Origin of the sequence: Desulfobulbus oligotrophicus, from assembly GCF_016446285.1 — a bacterium.
Lineage (GTDB): Bacteria > Desulfobacterota > Desulfobulbia > Desulfobulbales > Desulfobulbaceae > Desulfobulbus > Desulfobulbus oligotrophicus.
This window is the reverse complement of sequence record NZ_CP054140.1, coordinates 2,817,269-2,834,185: the sequence shown is the minus strand read 5'-3', so window position 1 is coordinate 2,834,185 and position 16,917 is coordinate 2,817,269. Positions and strand designations below refer to the sequence as shown.

General features: G+C 49.6%; 17 protein-coding genes and 1 tRNA gene. 11 read left to right on the top strand and 7 right to left on the bottom strand.

What is annotated here, in order from left to right; translation table 11 throughout:
• Positions 1 to 3: 3 nt before the first annotated feature.
• From HP555_RS12935 to HP555_RS12905, 7 genes are all read right to left on the bottom strand, one after another.
• Complete coding sequence (locus HP555_RS12935; RefSeq protein ID WP_199262987.1) at positions 4 to 1,386, bottom strand: TIGR03013 family XrtA/PEP-CTERM system glycosyltransferase; 1,383 nt, start codon at positions 1,384 to 1,386, stop codon at positions 4 to 6.
• Positions 1,387 to 2,669: 1,283 nt separating this feature from the next.
• Positions 2,670 to 3,278, bottom strand: a complete 609-nt coding sequence (locus tag HP555_RS12930) for a Maf family protein (protein WP_199262986.1) — start codon at positions 3,276 to 3,278, stop codon at positions 2,670 to 2,672.
• Between the two features lie 3 nt (positions 3,279 to 3,281).
• Entirely contained in the window at positions 3,282 to 4,076 is a 795-nt protein-coding gene (truA, locus tag HP555_RS12925) for a tRNA pseudouridine(38-40) synthase TruA (RefSeq protein ID WP_199262985.1), read from the bottom strand.
• Positions 4,076 to 5,116, bottom strand: coding sequence for an N-acetyl-gamma-glutamyl-phosphate reductase (argC, locus tag HP555_RS12920; protein WP_199262984.1), 1,041 nt, complete (start codon positions 5,114 to 5,116; stop codon positions 4,076 to 4,078). Before argC ends, truA begins: the two co-directional genes overlap by 1 nt.
• A 131-nt stretch (positions 5,117 to 5,247) precedes the next feature.
• Positions 5,248 to 5,640 (bottom strand): 30S ribosomal protein S9, encoded by a 393-nt coding sequence (gene rpsI / locus HP555_RS12915; protein WP_199262983.1) that lies wholly within the window; start codon positions 5,638 to 5,640, stop codon positions 5,248 to 5,250.
• A gap of 17 nt (positions 5,641 to 5,657) precedes the next feature.
• Positions 5,658 to 6,086: a 50S ribosomal protein L13 gene (rplM, locus tag HP555_RS12910; RefSeq protein WP_199262982.1), complete on the bottom strand. Its 429-nt coding sequence runs from the start codon at positions 6,084 to 6,086 to the stop codon at positions 5,658 to 5,660.
• Between the two features lie 62 nt (positions 6,087 to 6,148).
• Positions 6,149 to 6,223 (bottom strand) — tRNA-Gly (locus tag HP555_RS12905).
• Positions 6,224 to 6,549: 326 nt separating this feature from the next.
• Here HP555_RS12905 and hisB point away from each other — a divergent pair.
• The 11 genes from hisB (at position 6,550) to HP555_RS12850 (ending at position 16,876) form a co-directional block, all read left to right on the top strand.
• Positions 6,550 to 7,149 carry an imidazoleglycerol-phosphate dehydratase HisB gene (gene hisB, locus HP555_RS12900; RefSeq protein WP_199262981.1) on the top strand — a complete coding sequence of 200 codons (600 nt, stop codon included), beginning with the start codon at positions 6,550 to 6,552 and terminating at the stop codon, positions 7,147 to 7,149.
• A gap of 80 nt (positions 7,150 to 7,229) precedes the next feature.
• Positions 7,230 to 7,868 (top strand): hypothetical protein, encoded by a 639-nt coding sequence (locus tag HP555_RS12895; RefSeq protein ID WP_199262980.1) that lies wholly within the window; start codon positions 7,230 to 7,232, stop codon positions 7,866 to 7,868.
• A 61-nt stretch (positions 7,869 to 7,929) separates the two neighbouring features.
• Positions 7,930 to 8,652, top strand: coding sequence for a tRNA lysidine(34) synthetase (locus HP555_RS12890; RefSeq protein ID WP_233249188.1), 723 nt, complete (start codon positions 7,930 to 7,932; stop codon positions 8,650 to 8,652).
• Entirely contained in the window at positions 8,649 to 9,380 is a 732-nt protein-coding gene (locus tag HP555_RS12885) for a metallophosphoesterase family protein (protein ID WP_199262979.1), read from the top strand. Before HP555_RS12890 ends, HP555_RS12885 begins: the two co-directional genes overlap by 4 nt.
• A gap of 4 nt (positions 9,381 to 9,384) precedes the next feature.
• Positions 9,385 to 10,731: a protein kinase domain-containing protein gene (locus HP555_RS12880; RefSeq protein WP_199262978.1), complete on the top strand. Its 1,347-nt coding sequence runs from the start codon at positions 9,385 to 9,387 to the stop codon at positions 10,729 to 10,731.
• A 35-nt stretch (positions 10,732 to 10,766) separates the two neighbouring features.
• Complete coding sequence (locus HP555_RS12875; protein ID WP_199262977.1) at positions 10,767 to 11,246, top strand: hypothetical protein; 480 nt, start codon at positions 10,767 to 10,769, stop codon at positions 11,244 to 11,246.
• 210 nt (positions 11,247 to 11,456) lie between these two features.
• Positions 11,457 to 13,415: an ATP-binding protein gene (locus HP555_RS12870; RefSeq protein WP_199262976.1), complete on the top strand. Its 1,959-nt coding sequence runs from the start codon at positions 11,457 to 11,459 to the stop codon at positions 13,413 to 13,415.
• A gap of 12 nt (positions 13,416 to 13,427) precedes the next feature.
• Complete coding sequence (locus HP555_RS12865; RefSeq protein WP_233249187.1) at positions 13,428 to 15,029, top strand: DUF3369 domain-containing protein; 1,602 nt, start codon at positions 13,428 to 13,430, stop codon at positions 15,027 to 15,029.
• 151 nt (positions 15,030 to 15,180) lie between these two features.
• Positions 15,181 to 15,699 (top strand): YecA family protein, encoded by a 519-nt coding sequence (locus HP555_RS12860; RefSeq protein WP_199262975.1) that lies wholly within the window; start codon positions 15,181 to 15,183, stop codon positions 15,697 to 15,699.
• The gene (locus HP555_RS12855; protein ID WP_199262974.1) at positions 15,696 to 16,103 is read left to right on the top strand and encodes a VanZ family protein; all 408 of its coding nucleotides are present in this window, start codon (positions 15,696 to 15,698) and stop codon (positions 16,101 to 16,103) included. The genes HP555_RS12860 and HP555_RS12855 overlap by 4 nt, the downstream gene beginning before the upstream one ends.
• Positions 16,103 to 16,876 (top strand): alpha/beta fold hydrolase, encoded by a 774-nt coding sequence (locus HP555_RS12850; protein WP_199262973.1) that lies wholly within the window; start codon positions 16,103 to 16,105, stop codon positions 16,874 to 16,876. Before HP555_RS12855 ends, HP555_RS12850 begins: the two co-directional genes overlap by 1 nt.
• Positions 16,877 to 16,917: the final 41 nt, after the last annotated feature.

Below are 16,917 nucleotides of genomic sequence, written 5' to 3'. Positions count from 1 at the left end.
GGGTCATCGAGCGCCTTTTTGAAAAAGAACCGTTTTAACGGTGCGGAAGACAATCAAAAGATCAATAAAAAAAGACTGATGTTTAATATAATACAGATCATATTCGAGCTTGCGCAGGGCGTCTTCTTCAGATGCTCCATAAGGATAACATACCTGCGCCCACCCGGTGATGCCTGGCTTAGTGGCGTGACGTAATGAGTAATACGGCAGTTTCTGGACCAATTGATTGACAAAGACAGGTCGTTCAGGCCGGGGACCGACAAAGCTCATCTGGCCGAGAACAACATTCCACATCTGTGGGATTTCATCAATGCGAACTTTCCGGATGAAGCGACCGACGCGAGTGACACGGCTATCGTTTGTTGCTGCCCAGACAGCACCATTTTTTTCAGCATCTTGGCGCATTGACCGGAACTTTAAGATGTAAAATGATTTGCCACGTTCTCCTACCCGTTCCTGCCTGTAGAGAACAGGACCTGGTGATTCAAGTCGGATGAGAATGGCTGTCACTATAGATATCGGCAGGCTCAACACAAGCCCGATGAATGCAAGAAAAAGATCTAAGATGCGTTTGGAAAGATAGGCCAGGCGGCCGTAGTCAAACCCTTCGGAGAAAATGAGCCAGGCAGGATTTACTTTTTCGATGAGAATTTTACCGGTGATGGTCTCGTAAAAGGATATCCCATCTTCAATGAGTTTCCCCTGTAATTTTTTTTCGAGGAGATCGGTGGTCGGCATGACTCCCCGGCGGTCATCAAGAGCGACAACAATATGATCGATTTCTGAAAGGACCGGGTTACTGTTCAGGTCACTGAAGGTATGAAAGACAGGAATATTCTGATGATCAAAAACTGGAGGGTTGTTGCCGATAATTGCTGCAATGATGAAGCCGGACTCCTTGTTCTCAAGAATTTCAAGGACAATTCTGGCAGCCATTTCTCCGGTGCCGATAATGATAATGTCTTGTGCTAACAATTTTTTCTGAAGAATAAAATAATAGAGTGATCTCCACAATAAAAGAGTTATGCAGATAAGAATATAACAACCAAAAAATGTAGATGTAGAGATAATAATGAATGGAAATACAAAGTAGAGAAAAGCTAAGACTATACAACCAGCCCCGAAAGCCTGCATCATACGCATAAAGGTTTCGCCGGTCGGTCCGGTTTTTCTGAAGTCATACAGATCAAAAAAGTACAAAGTCAGTTGAAAGACGATCGTTACAATAAGAGCTCTCGGTAGAAATTCAGATGGGACAGCGAAAAACAGCTTCCATCCTGAAATGAGAAGAAGGACACCGAGTACACTTGAAAAAATAAGAAACCCTTCGCCTAAGAAAAAAATCAACTTACGAGCCGGATAATATTTGTTCAGAAGATAAGGCATAGTTTCTCTGGCGATAACATCGCGTATAATCGTTTAATGGTTTGCTGATTGGTAGAGGCCCAAAAGACGGAGGAAAAATTTTTTAATAAATGTGGAAAATGTTGATGATTATTTGTCAATGCTGTTTTTTCTTAAAAATAAAGAAAACTGCACTTATTTAACCTATAAATGCTGCAGTATCCATCATAGTTTTTCACACACTTTTCCGCAGTAAAGCAGCAGGAAAACAATGGCCTGAGTTGACATCCACCTGAAAAGTCGGATCAGAGCTCTTCCGGAATACAGGTTGACTGTACAGAATAAAGCATCTGGTGTATGGCGTCGGGCCAGGTGGTTTTGCCGTTCCTCGCCTATGATATCCTGTCCATGAAGACCGGAAGGTGACCGTCAGTATCACAAGCAGGTACAGTTTGGTCTCTGCAACAGGCGAGCCGATGCCTGGTGCCGGCCGGTAAGCATGCAGCAACCGGATGCTCAATGTTTGATGGTTAAAAGCCGGTTCTTCAGTGTTGATCCGATCCCGGGGTACTTGGTTTGTGTAATATTTTTACGAATCATCCATCACCAATAAACTCTCGGGACCGTTTTTCTGCAACTTTTTAGAAGACGGCAATGAGCATGCATCGACAGGTTGTGTCTCAATGACTCCCCGCCGCAGAAATCGGGTTGATGACACATTCGATCATCCGGGCTCTTCTGTAACCATACCATCGTTTACTTCTCTCGTAGATGTTGTCAAAAACAGTGTATCATATTTTTACGTTATCCCGGATAGACTAATTTTTTTATGTGCAGAAGTTCTATGGATATGGTGAACAACGATCCTGTATACCGTTCTTTCATGCCCGGCAGTTTGGCAGGAAACGATACTTGGGGCCTGAGCACAACGTTTAACTGCATTCAATTTTTTTTTGCTGCATCAGATTCTACGGTCATGGTATTTTTTCAGAGTAACGCGTTTTGATAATTGAATACCACAGAATTCTGTTGTCATTCTGCGACTCTTCAGATGCTCCATGCATCACCAGAGTCTGTTGTTACAAGTGAAGTGTTGTCTGAGTAAGGCTGTTTTTTTAGAGTAAGAAAGAGATGGAAGTCCAGCCTGCTTCCAGGGGTAATGCGTCATTTTCGAGAAGGTGGCAGAAATGCCGTGCTCAGACGACCTGTTTGGTCTGTCTCTGTTGCGGAGGGGAAAGAACAGAGGTTAGGTCGATCGGGTTGGATGGTGAAATTGTTCAGCTGTTTTGACGATACCAGCGAAGTCTGATCCCGGTCTGCTGGAATCAGGGGTGTGACGGGCTTTGATCGGGATGAATACAGTTCCATTTGAGAAGGATCTGGATAATGGGCAGCATGGGTAACCCCACCACATTACTGTATGACCCGCAGATCTTATGGATGAGAAAACCACCCGCACCCTGGATAGCGTAGGCCCCTGCTTTGTCCATCGGTTCCCCTGTTTGCACATAGGATTCGAGTATGGGCTCGGTAAAAGTTCCAAAAGTTACAGCCGTGGCCACTGTGCCTGCCTCGAACATTGCATGATTTTTCATCATCAGGGTAAAGCCGGTGATAACAGTGTGGGTTTGTCCCTGGAGGTTCTTTAACATTGCCAGGGCATGGGTCTTATCCCGGGGTTTGCCTAAAATACGCCGGTCAAGTGTGACCACAGTATCAGCCCCGAGAACACAAGCTTCTGGGTGTATGGCAGCAATCTGGAGTGTTTTTTCTGTTGCCATCCGTTCAGCAAAGTCCTTCGGTCGTTCAGAAGGATGAGGTAACTCATCAACTGTGGCTGGTAAAATTTGAAATGTAAGGCCTGCCTGGCGGAGTAAATCCTTTCTTCGTGGAGAGCCTGAGGCAAGAATAAGGGGATGGGCGGCAATAAACATCGATCAGGAGCGGGAACAAAGACAGGGTTGAGGATAATGAATCTGTTCAAGAAAGAGTCCACAGGCCGGAGCGGTCGGGCCGGCAGCAGTTCGGGTTTGTGCTGTTATAATGGCCTGTATTGCGTCAGCCCTTCTTTTTTCTTGACCTATACTTATCAAAGTCCCTGCAAGAATACGGACCATTTGTCTGAGAAAACCATCGCCGGTGAAACGAAGTGACCATTGATCAGCTGTTCCAAGCGTTGGGGTGCAACTGACGTGAAAAAGAGTCCGAACTGCACCGCGCCCGGTAACAACTTCTTTGTCTCGGGAACCCGAACGTTCAAAGCTGGAAAAATCATGGGTACCAAGGAGATGGCCGAAGGCGGTTTGCAGGAGCCGGGGATTGAATTTTCCAGGGTAATGGGCCTGGTACAGACGGGTTGCAGGGATTTGCACTGCGCCGGTGAAGAAATCGTACCGGTATGTTTTAGCACAGGCGCTGAAACGGCTGTGAAAATCCAACCGGGCTTCTTCAGCCTTGAGGACACGGATGTCAGTCGGCAGCAGGGCGTTGAGTCCTTTATAAAAGGCAACGAGAGGGGCGGTGGAGTCGGTATGGAAATGGGCAATCATGCCGAGGGCGTGAACCCCGGCATCGGTTCGTCCTGCGCCGTGTAACGTTATGGGAGCGCTGCAGATTTGAGACAGCGAACCTTCCAGGGTCGCCTGGATGGTTGCTTCTCCCTGTTGCTGCCGCTGCCAGCCATGGTAATTACTTCCATCGTAGGCAATGAGTAAACGAACATTCCGTTGCATCAGGGGAAAAACGGGGCACCGAGCAGGCCTTCTGTTTCGGGAAATCCATTCATGAGGTTCATATTTTGTATGGCCTGGCCGGAGGCACCTTTGACGATGTTGTCAATGGCGGACATGACGATTAAGCGATTGGTTCGTCGGTCTTTCTGCAGTGAAAGATCACAGTAGTTGGAGCCTCGAACGTGCTGTGTTGCCGGTGGCGTTCCGGACGGCAGTAGCCGTACGAAAGGTTCTTCTCTGTAAACCCGTTCGTACAGAGCTTGCAGGTCAGTCTCTCTACCCTTGTCGGTGAGTGCAGCGTAGATGGTGCTGAGAATACCACGTGACAGCGGAAGCAGGTGAGGGGTGAAAGAAATAGTGACCGGTTGGCCGGCAGCAATGGACAGTTCCTGTTCTATCTCCGGGATGTGTCGATGGGTTCCGCCCACCTTGTACGGCTTGAAACCGTCGGCCACTTCACAGAACAGGGTTCCCACACTGGCAGCTCTGCCGGCCCCTGAAGTTCCGGATTTTGAATCAACAATAAGAGTTGCCGGATCTATCATCTCTTCTCGCAGGAGAGGTGCAAGGGCAAGAATTACCGAGGTCGGATAGCAACCGGGGTTCGCGGTCAGCCGTGTTTGCCGTATTTGCTCACGATAGAGTTCCGGAAGACCGTAGACTGCCTGGTCAAGCAGCTCGGGGCAGGTATGTTTCTGGTACCACTCTTCGTAGGTTGTTGAATCATGAATTCGAAAATCAGCGCTCAGATCGACCACTTTTTTACCGGCAGCCAACAGCTGAGGAACAACATCCATGGCGGTTTTATGTGGTACCGCTGTGAAAAAGAAGTCGGCGCGCTCAACCAGCTCGTCCGTTGTCAGATTTTCACAGGTAATATCAATTCGTTTGCGCAGATTAGGAAAGACCTCTGCCAGAGCCTTTCCTGCGTATTGTCGCGAGGTGGCGGCAGTGATTGTGACTTTTTCGTGGCCTGCAAGCAGCCGGGCCAGTTCGGCGCCGGTATACCCTGAGGCGCCAACAATACCAACTCGCACCATGATATCTCTTCCTTGTAAGCGATAAGTGTTAGGGCAGGTTCATAAAAAAAGGGAATAACGTACCCGTTATTCCCTGATAGGTGTAAAAGCTTAAGAAAATGCAGTGACCGATCCTTGGTATCTCCGCCCAGTTATCTCTTGGAGAACTGGAAGCGGGCACGGGCTCCGCGCAGACCGTATTTCTTACGTTCTTTTGCACGCTGATCCCTTGTCAGGAGCCCCGCTCTTTTCAGCGGTAAGTGCAGTTCCGGGTTAAGTCCCTGCAAAGCACGGGCAATGCCATGCACCAGTGCGTCAACCTGGGCAGTCTTACCGCCGCCGGTAACTGTGGCCAGCACATCATATTTATCAACGGTCTCTGTGACTGTAAAAGGCTTTGCGATCTTTGGCTCAAAGAAGATGTTGCCGAAATATTCGTCCATGGCCATTTTGTTAACAGCGACCTTACCGCTTCCCGGGGTGATCCAGACCCGTGCAATTGCGGTTTTTCGTCTGCCGGTGGCGTATGTCTGTTCGGGATTCATAGTATAATACTCCGTTGTCAAATCTCGTACTGTTCCGGTTGTTGAGCCTGGTGAGGATGATCTGAACCAGCATATATTTTCAGTTTTTTAAGCTGGGCACGGCCAAGTTTATTTTTGGGCAACATACCGCGCACTGCCGTCCGGATCACTTCCTCCGGTTGTTTGGCTAATACTTCGCGGGCAGAGCGGGTGTTAAGCCCTCCTGGGTATCCAGTGTGGTGATGATAGAGTTTGTTGTCTAACTTGTTGCCCGTGAGATGAACTTTTTCTGCATTGATAACGATGACAAAATCACCGTTGTCCTGAAAGTTACAGAAAGTTGGTTTATGTTTGCCGCGCAAAAGTCGAGCAATTTCCGCTGCCATGCGGCCAAGAACTTTACCATCGGCATTTGTCACGTACCATTTGCGTTCGATTTCATCTATCGGCGTGTAATAGGTTTTCATGCTGGGTGTCTCGTGCTTGAAAAAAAAAGGTTCGAACAGGCGTCCGAACCTGGGTAATTTTGTGGAGCGGGAAACGAGATTCGAACTCGCGACTTCAACCTTGGCAAGGTTGCACTCTACCACTGAGTTATTCCCGCTTATTGTTCACGATAACGTACAACTCTAATAGATTTTGTTGAGAAGTGTCAATAAAAAAAAGCATCAGCAGGTAAATTTATCGGCATGATCCCTTCATGAAAAAAACCATGATGAGAGAGAGGAGAACAGTTGCCAATCAAGAAAAAGAAGAATAGTATGCTAAGCTAACTTGTTCAGTATTTTACTGATTTTCAGCCCTGTAGACAACTGTCAAGAGTCTTTAGGTGGCCTGATCGCAGTGAGGTGCTGTTTGATCTGCAGATAATACCTGCCACCCATCCCACCTCAAAAAGAGGAAGCAATTTATTTTACAGGAATTTTGATAATGACTGCAACCGCACCACGCACAGCCTCGCTTGCCCGAACAACGAAGGAGACCAGCATTCAGCTTGATTTTGTTCTTGATGGGACAGGTGCAATCACGGTTAACACTGGTGTGGGCTTTTTGGATCATATGCTGGTACTCATGGCTGTCCACGGATTTTTTGATCTGAAAATATCCGCACAGGGTGATGTGGAAGTCGATGACCATCACACTGTTGAAGATGTGGGTATCTGTCTGGGACAGGCTTTTGCTCAAGCTTTGGGCAACAAGGCCGGTATCTGTCGGTACGGTCATGCCTATGTCCCCATGGACGAGGCGCTGGCACGGGTTTGCCTTGACTTCTCCAACCGTCCTTTTCTCCATTACCAGGTCGAGATTTCTGAACAGAAAATCGGGACTTTTGATGTACCGTTGGCCAAGGAATTTTTCCGTGCTTTCTCCTTGCATGCAGGGATAACACTGCACATTGATCTCCTGCATGGTGAAAACGGCCACCATATTCTTGAGGCGATATTCAAAGCATTGGGGCGGGCAGTCGCCCTTGCAGCCGCACCTCATCCCCTGGTTACGGGACAGCTCTCTTCAAAAGGTATGCTATAAGTACACTGAAGACCTGCATGTTGTGTAAACACCTTAGCCGAATTTTTCAACTTTCCACCCTTCAGCAGGAGGAATAAAAAGTGGCACTTTTACAGCAAATAAAAGTCGGAACAGCGGCACTCTGTCTTGTTATGGCCGCCGGATGTACGCAGGTGAAAGGCCCTGTTCAAAGTTCTTTGGATGATACCTTTGCCGTATCAGGTATTGCGGTGCTTCCGGTTCGGCCGGTCATTGAGTTTGATGAAAATCAGACGCTTGCCGAAGAAGAGTTGCTTCGAAATTCCAGTGTCGTGATGGATGGCCTGATCAAAGAGGCCCTGGCAGATAAATCGGGGGTTCGGTTTATTACCACTCCTCTTCAGGTTGAACACAAAGGTGGTGGTTTCACTGACCTGGAGAAGGCGAGAGACATCGCTGCTCAACAGGAGTGCAACACCCTGCTGGAGGTCACGCTTAGTCGGTATGTTGAACGGATCGGCGGCGATTATGGTGTGAGACAGCCTGCTGCTGTTACCTTTGCCTACAGGCTCTATGAGGTGGGTGAGGGACGGGTATTGTGTCATGGTCGATTCGATGAACAACAGCAATCCGTGATGGAAAATCTGCTCACTCTGCCCAAAGCACAGAGCCGTGGGCTTGTCTGGTTGACTGCTGAAGACCTGGCCCGCGACGGTATTAAGGAAAAATTTTCCCAATGTCCTTACCTCGACGACAAGTAGTGAACCGGCAACCGTGACAGTGTTGTTGTCGCGGGGGGTAAATCGACGTATCGGTCGGGCAATGCACGATTACAGCATGCTGACCGATGGTGACCGGGTTCTGGTGGCGGTTTCCGGCGGAATCGATTCGTTTGTACTGGCATGGCTGCTGGTCGAGTGGCGGAAAAAAGCGCCGATCCATTACGACCTTGCAGCTGTGCATGTTGATATGGAAGCCGACGCCAACGGCCCCGGACCGATGGCACAAAAGCTTCGTCGCTCGATCAGTGCACTTGGTTTGCCCCTGCATATCCTGCCGGCTCGTTGGCAGCCCGATCTGTTGCCGACAGAGACCACAAAGACGTACCATGATCTGTGTTTTCAATGTGCCCGTTCAAGAAGGACGCAGATGTTCGTCTATGCACGAGAATGCGGTTATCATACCATCGCCCTCGGCCATCATCGCGACGATATTATCGAAACTTTTCTGCTGAATCTCACCTGTGCCGGCAATATCAGTACCATGGTTCCGAAACAGAACCTTTTTTCCGGACGCTTGACACTTATCCGGCCATTGGCATATCTGGACAAGGTGGAGATTGAAGAGGTCGGCCGTCAGTTGCGTGTGACGCCGATTCGCTCTCTCTGTCCTTTGCGTGAGCAAACCAAACGCCGCGATATGCAGCACTTGGCCTCATTGATTTATCAGCAGATTCCCGGTGCAAAAGAGCATATATTTGCAGCTCTTGGCAACATCCGCCAGCAGTACCTGCTCAACCAAAGCAAAGAAAGACATCTTCCATGAGGGTGGCGATTCTTGCAGATATTCACGGTAATTTTCGGGCCTTGGAGGCTGTCTTGGCCGATATTGCCCTGTTGTCCGTTGACCGGATTTTCTCTTTGGGCGACAATATCGGCTACGGTCCAGAGCCTGAAGAGGTGGTTCAGGCGTTGATCAGGAGCAAAGTGTGTTCGGTGATGGGCAATCACGAACTCGGATTGGCCAGTCGCAGTTATTCTGTCCGCTTCCATGCAACTGCTCGGGATTCGCTGCATCTGACCAGATCGCTGCTGAGTGCACAATCTTTATCCTGGTTGACCTCATTGCCCAGTTCTCTTGTCTGGAACGACACTCGTTTTGTTCATGGCTGTCCACCGGAATCCATGACAGTCTACCTGTACAATCCCACAGAAACCCGTTTGCAGCGTGTATTTGCCGCCTATTCGGAGCGGATTTGTTTTGCTGGTCATACCCACGACCTCAGTTGGCATCAGTCGGATAACAGCACTGTGACAAGCTGTCCGTTGCCTCTCGGTCACTCTGACCTCGCAAGACAGGTCCGTCATCTGTTACTTTGTGGAAGTGTCGGACAACCACGCGATATGTTTAGCTGGCATGCGAAGTACGTGCTTTGGGATCAGGAAGCGGCAACCATTGAAATACGGTCTGTTGTCTATGATGTCCAGACCACCATGCAACTCCTGGGTGAACGCGGGTTTCCAGGCAGCAACGCTAAACGTCTTTTTTGGTGAGCCAATGAAGAAAGTGGGTCGATACGAGGTCGTTCGCCGTCTTGGCAAGGGAGGAATGGGGTCGGTCTACAAGGCTATTGTACCGGTTATTGATAAGGTGGTTGCCGTCAAAATCCTTGATCCCAACGAACTGTTGGAAGACATCCTCGGTGTTGATCAGTTACGCGATATTTTCATCTTTGAAGCCCGTACCATGGCTACCTTCAGCCAGCCTTTTCTCGTCACTGTTCATGACTTTGACCACGATGATCAAGGCCGGCCTTTTTTTGTTATGGATTATATCTGTAACAATCTTGGGGACATGATTGGTGAGTCTTTTCATCTTGAGGAGGATTCCCGGATAATTCAGGCATCCAAGGTGTTGCATTATGGCCGGCAGATCCTGGCTGGCCTTGGTTTTCTCCACTACAACAACATTGTTCATCGTGACATAAAGCCACAAAATATCCTGGTCACCGACGAAGATATAATAAAAATCTGCGATTTCGGTATGGCCCTGGTTAACGGCACATCGTTTTCAGGCCCAAGCAATATGCAGATCGGTTCTCCGTATTATACTCCTCCGGAACAACGCAAAAACCCAAACGCCGTTGATGGACGGGCTGACCTCTATTCAACGGCAGTGCTGTTGTATCGGATGCTCACCGGTAAGCTCCCGGGCATGCAGAGTTTAAGTTTGTCCATGGTCAATGCCCAGTATGATCAGTCCTGGGACGATTTTTTCCTTAAAGCGTTGCGCTGGCAGCCGGAGGAGCGGTTTCAATCCGCAGATGAGATGCTGGTTGCCCTGGAGCAGCTCCCCAAGGTGCCATCGGCTTCAGAGCGCTGGTGTCCAGTGCCTCAGGCAGGGGATAAACCCAAGGTTTTACGTCGTACATCTTTGAATGTACGCAGGTCCCAGGCTCAAAAACATTTTGGGGTGACCCCCCTGATGCGACCGGTGGAATCAGTGTGTAATGTGCTGGAGACAGGTGCAGAGATCGTGTGGGATCGGGCAACGGATCTGGTGTGGCAGCGGCATGGCAGCCGGTTTCCACTCTCCCTTGCCGAAGCCCGCAGCTATGTGGAGATGTTGAACAAACAACGGTTTCAGGGGTATCAGAATTGGCGGCTTCCCACTGTCAACGAGTTGTTGAGCATGCTGTCAGACGCCGGCTATGCGGCATTTTTTTCTGCGGAGAACACAGGGCAGACAATGAAATGGCTCTGGAGCTGTGACCGTCACGGATATCATGAAAGCTGGTATGTGAACATGGACATGGGGTTTGCCGGTGTCCAGGACATAGCTTGTCGGAATCATGTCAGGGCTGTCTGTATCCCCGCAGAGAGCACAGTCGATACTTCCTTATAAGCCGAACCGGATAAATTTATGAACTGGATAAACTTATGGACGACCCTGTTGCACACTACTTTTTAGTGCACTCTGCATCCAAGGACCGAGCTATACGTCATGTGAAGCAGTATCTTTCCGGCAATCAGTTGATCTCCTATGCTACGTTTGTTATCCACCCTGAAGAGGTCTACAACGGATCCCATCCGCTTTTTGAGCCAACCCTCGCACATGGACTGGCCGCTAATGCCGCTTTTGCCCGACGCATGCTTGCCCATCTTAAAGAGGAAGGGGTCACTTCCCTTGAGCAGTTGCCTGACCTGCAACAGGGGTATGTAACCAAAGTGCTGCATACACTGACCCACCTGCTGGATGGATTTATTGGGATCGATTCGACCTTTTATAATCTTATTGAAGATTCACACCGGGTCAGTGAGGAGTTAACAACGTCCATTCACGCCATCCCCGTATCTTACTGGCTTGTATCAGTGCGAGCAGGCAAACTGGAGACCTCGCTTCTGCATCCGGTTAATTAACAGGACTGTTCTGTCCCGAAGTCTGTCCCCCACGTGTATTCTTCTGCCCTCTGCTTTGCATGCGGTTGCTTTTCCCATGAGCTGAACTGGAGTTCTGTTGACATAAATTGATATAAAGTATAAATTTTATTGTATCAATGTGGGGTAAGATGATGATGTTCTCCTGATTTCCGAACATTATCGACTCATTCTCGTTTTCGAGATGATCGTATGCGCCTTTTTATTTTCGGCTCCATCCGAAGAACGTTGCTTGTTCTGGTACTGTTGGCAGTGTTCCCATCACTGGCAATTTTGCTGTACAGCGGGCGGGAGCTACGTAACAGGGTGGTCCTGGATGCTGAGAACTATGCTCTGCGCCAGGTGCAGGCCATGGCTGCTCACCATGAGAGGGTGGTTGAGAATGCCCGGTTGCTGCTCATGGCGATTGCCCGGTCGGCAGACGTCCGTCGACTCGACGTTGACGCCTGTCAGACGCTTCTTGCAGAAATTCTGGCCAATCACACGGTCTATGTTTCTTTTACCCTGATCGATATCAACGGACGTGTGCTTGCCGTTGCCCCTGCCGATCTGTCGACAACTTCCCAACCCGCCGATGTTTTCCAAGAAGCCCTGCAGTCCGGAGTTTTTACTGTCGGCAATTATACTCTGCGTAAAAATGAACGTCGGGTTGTTGTTCATTTTGCGCAGCCGGTTTTTGCCGATGATTTTCAGCCAAAGGGCATGCTGATTGCCGACTTTGATTTGAATTACTTCGGTCGTCTCTTTGCAGACACTCATTTGCCTGAGCAGTCGATCTTCACCCTGACCGATGCCAAAGGTATGCGTCTGACAAGATTCCCTGAAACGGAGAAGTATACCTGGGTACCGGATTTACCGCAGATGGTGGAACGCATGTCCGGTGAAGAAGAGGAGGGGACCTTTTTAAAAGTAGGCGTGGATGGAGTACGTCGTCTGTACAGTTTCAAGAGGCTTCATTTTCAAGGAGCATCCTTTCCTTATCTGATGATTCGTCTTGGCATTCCGGTTGACCAGGCACTGGGTGAGGCTCGGTTTGTTGTCCTTCGTAATTTGGTGCTGCTGATTCTGGCGGCAGCATTGGCACTTGCGACGGCCTGGGTTGTTGGAGAGCGAACCCTGATACGTCGATTCAACCAGTTGATTGCGGCGACGGATCGATTGAAATCCGGTGAGTTGAGCAGTCGTACCGGTATTGATTTTCAGGAGGGGGAACTTGGCCGGTTAGCCAATGCCTTTGACAGTATGGCGATGGAGCTGGAAGAAAAAGAGCACGAACGATCGGTTGCACAGGAAGAGTTGCTTCGTCTCAATGAAGAGTTGGAGCACCGTGTCATGCAGCGTACCGAGCAGCTGGCCCAGGCCAACCAGGATGTACAGCAGACATTGGAGCATTTACAGCGAACCCAGAAACAACTGGTCCTCTCGGAAAAGCTGGCTGCCCTGGGCGAGTTGGTGGCCGGTGTTGCCCATGAAATCAACACCCCGGTAGGAGTCGCCCTTTCTGCGAGTTCAACCCTTGTTGAGAAAAATAAAACTTTAACGGAACGTTTCTCGAAAGGTGAAATAAGACGCTCTGATTTAACGCAGTTTCTGGAAGATTCCCGTGAAGGCGTCGATATGATTCTGGTTAATCTGAACCGTGCTTCAGATCTGATTCGCAGTTTTAAGATGGTGGCGGTTGATCAGGTCTCAGAACATCGGCGGATTTTTCGCCTGCGTGAATATATCGATGAAATTCTGCTCAGCTTACGACCAAAGCTGAAGAAGACCAGCCACCGGATTGTTGTCGAATGCGACCCGGATCTGGTGATTGAAAGTTATCCCGGTGCTTTTTCTCAAATTCTGACCAATCTCATTATTAACAGCCTTGTCCATGCTTTTGCGGAAGATCAAAGCGGTGAGATCCGGATTGAAGCCATACGTCAAGAGAATGTTTTAGAGATGCGCTACTCGGACAACGGGAAAGGGATGCCGGCAGAGGTGCAGGATCGAGTGTTTGAACCCTTCTTTACAACCTCACGGCAACACGGCTCCACCGGGCTGGGATTGCACATTGTTTTTAACCTGGTTACGCGAACCCTTGGTGGAGAAATCGGCTGTGAAAGCCGACCAGGACAGGGAACAGTCTTTCAGATGACTATACCTGTTTGACGTGGAGTGTCTATGATGATCGACGATGATGCCCTTCTCTTTAAAGATGAAGCTCCGGAACCGGGTGAAAGCCGGGCTGACGGCAGTATTCCCCAGGACAGATGGAAGATTCTGATTGTTGATGATGAGGTCGATGTTCACAGTGTCACCACCTATATGATCAAAGACATGGAGTATCATAACAAGAAGTTTGAGTTCCTCCATGCCTACAGCGGTCAGGAAGCCAGGCAGATCTTAGCCGGGCACCATGACATAGCCGTTGTTCTTCTGGATGTGGTGATGGAAACCGATGACAGCGGTCTGCAGCTTGTCCGCTATATTCGCGAGGTACTCAACAATCATACTGTGCGGATAGTTTTGCGTACCGGTCAACCAGGTAAGGCACCGCCGGCCAAAGTCATCTTAGAGTATGACATCAACGATTACAGGGAAAAGACAGAGTTAACCCTTGAGCGGATGCTGGTCACCGTCATATCCGCGCTGCGAAGTTACAACTTTATTGTGACCCTTGAAAATAATCGTAAAGGGCTGAGAAAGATCATCGATGCTTCAGGGGATATTTTTGAACGTCAATCCTTAGAAAAATTAGGGAGCGGCGTTTTAGATCAATTAACCTCGATTCTTCAGTTGCATGAGGATGCGCTTTATAGCCATTCCTCGGGATTGGCGGTTTCAAAAATCCAGGGACAATCGGTGGTACTGGCGGCAACCGGGAAGTTCAGCCAATATGTCGATCAGCCGATTGGTGAGGTGAAAATCGCCCTGATGCGGGGTGCTCTTGATCAGGCCCGATCCTGTCCCCACGGTTTTTATTGCGAGAGCGGTAAGTGTGCCTGGTACTTTAAAAGTCAGACCGGCTCGGAAAATTTCCTTTATTTTGAGATTGCCAAGGAGCTGGACGAAGACGATCGTGATTTGCTTGAGTTGTTTTTTACCAATGTCTCCCTGGCCTTTGACAACCTGTTCCTTAACAGAGGCATTGAAGAATCGCAGAAGGAGATCATCTACCATATGGCAGAGGCCATGGAGTGCCGTTCAGATGAGACAGGCAGCCATGTCCGCAGGGTGGCCGAATATGTACGTTTGCTTGCTTTGAAATACGGCCTCAGCGAGGAGGAGGCTGAGATGTTCAAGCTTGCCTCAACTCTGCACGACCTTGGTAAAATTGGTGTCCCGGATGCTGTTTTAAATAAACCCGGCCCGCTTACCCCGGAGGAATATCAGATCATTCAGGCTCATGTGCGTCAGGGCCATGAACTGCTGACAAATTCCGGAAGCCCGGTTATTCGCACTGCGGCCCGAATTATTCTCGAACATCATGAACGCTGGGACGGCCGGGGATATCCACGCGGTCTGAACGGTGACGAAATTCATATCAGTAGCCGGATCGTGTCGGTGGCCGATGTCTTTGATGCCCTGTCTAATCGACGCATCTATCGCGAGGCGTGGAGCTGGGAGGATGTACTGACTTATTTCAGGGAACAGCGCGGAAAACATTTTGATCCCAGACTCGTGGATATCCTCCTTGCAAGCCAGGAGGAGTTTCGTCGTGTCTGGCTGCAGTACAGCGAGGTGACGGGTGCTCTTTCCGGTGTATCTTCCGACATGGTGTGAACTGCAGTGCTCCCTGGTACTGTTTTTTGACGCACAGTACTGCCCGGCAGGAAGAGTAGTTTTTCTTGAAGTCTACCGAAGGTTTAGGTAATAGGGTACGTGTCATGAGAAGGTGTTAAGACCCAGCTCAACAGGTTACGAGGAAAACAGAATGGGAAAAATCGGTAGAAATCAACCGTGCCCGTGCGGCTCCGGGAAAAAATACAAGCACTGTTGTCTGTCGGCGCAGCAGGCAGGTGCTGTGGCTGAGCCGACAAGTCCGGTGAAGGTTTCGTTGCTGGCGACCATTGAAAAGGTACAGACCCTGGCTGAGGAAAAAAAAGAGGTTTTTCTTGAGCTCGGTGTTTTTCTGTTTTTTGCTGATCATAAGGGGGATGCCTGGTTATTTGAGATCACCGATTCCGATGCCGTGCAAATTGCCAAAAATGGTGAGCGACTGGCTGTCCAGGTCAATGAGAATCCCGAGACCATAGAGATAAATTTCAGTCATACCTTTGCTCTTCATGATCGAGAGGTGTATGTAACTTCGTATGTTGACAAGGTGAAGACATTGCTTGTCAACAGTCCGGCACAGCAGATCAATGCGGCTATTCGGCGGCTTCGTAAACGATTTCCAAAAGAAATGCTTGCACAGATGCATGTGGAGCAGGGTGAAGAAACCTCAGCATGAAGAGTATGAGACAGTGGCTGAATCGGCTGCGGTATCTGCCTGTGGGGTTGGTTATGAGCGGTATCTTTTATCTTTCCCATCAACCCGGCGGCACATTCACTTTGCCTGCTGTCGTCAATATCGATAAACTGCTTCACTGCCTGGTATACACGATTCTCGGGGTTACTTTTTATGTGGCTCTCTCACCTCAGTGGCGTAGCAATCATCCTGTTTATGCCGGTGGTGCCACTTTGATGTTCTGTCTTGTTTACGGGATCTCGGACGAGTGGCATCAGTCGTTCATTGCCGGTCGGGAGGTCAGTGGTTCAGATGTGGCCGCGGATGTGGGAGGTGGTCTGCTCGCCGTTCTATCTGTATGGGCATGGCGAACGTGGCGGCGTGATACAACGGATGAGGTTGCCTGATGGCTTTATTGACACTTGATACAGGGCAGCAGCTTAATTATGAACAGTATGCCGGTGAGACCAACCGTCCCTGGCTTGTTTTTCTCCATGAAGGACTTGGCTCCATAACACAGTGGCGGGACTATCCGCAGCAGCTCTGTCAGCACACCGGTTGTCCGGGTATGGTTTATGACCGTATCGGTTACGGTTTATCATCACAGCTTACCCGGCCCCGGACTATTCATTATCTGCACGAGTACGCTCTTTATGAGTTGCCCTTGGTCCTTGATGCCGTACTTCCGGATCAGAACTTTATTTTAATCGGCCACTCGGACGGCGGCAGCATCAGTCTGCTTTTCAGTGCGGAACGCTGGCCTCGCCTCCTCGGCACAGTAACTGTTTCCGCCCACGTCTTTGTTGAGCCTGCCAGTATTACCGGTGTTGAGCAGGCTGAGCTGTCCTTTGCCCGAGGGGAACTGAAGAGGGGGCTCGCCAGGCATCATGGTGATAAAACAGAGACCATGTTTCGGGCCTGGGCCGATACCTGGACAAGCCCCTGGTTCAGATCCTGGAACATCGAATACGTGCTGCCCGCAATTGAGGTGCCAATGCTGGTCCTGCAGGGACGGGATGATCAGTACGGCACTTCGGCACAGGTAGATGCCATTGTCAACATGTCTGCAGGACCGGCAACGCCTCTGCTTTTAGAGGATTGCAGTCACAGTCCGCACCTTGAGTTCCCCGAGCTGAGCCTGGACCTCATGTCCTGTTTCGTCAACCGATTGGCCAGGTGAGCTCCTGCCAAAGAACTGTTAGACGCTTGCAGATATCCCTG

Bases quoted from the DNA above. Each gene is read 5' to 3' on its own strand.
- HP555_RS12890 (WP_233249188.1), top strand. From the start codon at position 7,930: ATGCACGATTACAGCATGCTGACCGATGGTGACCGGGTTCTGGTGGCG.
- HP555_RS12885 (WP_199262979.1), top strand. From the start codon at position 8,649: ATGAGGGTGGCGATTCTTGCAGATATTCACGGTAATTTTCGGGCCTTG.
- HP555_RS12880 (WP_199262978.1), top strand. From the start codon at position 9,385: ATGAAGAAAGTGGGTCGATACGAGGTCGTTCGCCGTCTTGGCAAGGGA.
- HP555_RS12930 (WP_199262986.1), bottom strand. From the start codon at position 3,278: ATGTTTATTGCCGCCCATCCCCTTATTCTTGCCTCAGGCTCTCCACGA.
- HP555_RS12870 (WP_199262976.1), top strand. From the start codon at position 11,457: ATGCGCCTTTTTATTTTCGGCTCCATCCGAAGAACGTTGCTTGTTCTG.
- HP555_RS12850 (WP_199262973.1), top strand. From the start codon at position 16,103: ATGGCTTTATTGACACTTGATACAGGGCAGCAGCTTAATTATGAACAG.
- HP555_RS12875 (WP_199262977.1), top strand. From the start codon at position 10,767: ATGGACGACCCTGTTGCACACTACTTTTTAGTGCACTCTGCATCCAAG.
- HP555_RS12855 (WP_199262974.1), top strand. From the start codon at position 15,696: ATGAAGAGTATGAGACAGTGGCTGAATCGGCTGCGGTATCTGCCTGTG.
- rplM (WP_199262982.1), bottom strand. From the start codon at position 6,086: ATGAAAACCTATTACACGCCGATAGATGAAATCGAACGCAAATGGTAC.
- HP555_RS12935 (WP_199262987.1), bottom strand. From the start codon at position 1,386: ATGCCTTATCTTCTGAACAAATATTATCCGGCTCGTAAGTTGATTTTT.
- rpsI (WP_199262983.1), bottom strand. From the start codon at position 5,640: ATGAATCCCGAACAGACATACGCCACCGGCAGACGAAAAACCGCAATT.
- argC (WP_199262984.1), bottom strand. From the start codon at position 5,116: ATGGTGCGAGTTGGTATTGTTGGCGCCTCAGGGTATACCGGCGCCGAA.
- truA (WP_199262985.1), bottom strand. From the start codon at position 4,076: ATGCAACGGAATGTTCGTTTACTCATTGCCTACGATGGAAGTAATTAC.
- HP555_RS12865 (WP_233249187.1), top strand. From the start codon at position 13,428: ATGATGATCGACGATGATGCCCTTCTCTTTAAAGATGAAGCTCCGGAA.
- HP555_RS12860 (WP_199262975.1), top strand. From the start codon at position 15,181: ATGGGAAAAATCGGTAGAAATCAACCGTGCCCGTGCGGCTCCGGGAAA.
- hisB (WP_199262981.1), top strand. From the start codon at position 6,550: ATGACTGCAACCGCACCACGCACAGCCTCGCTTGCCCGAACAACGAAG.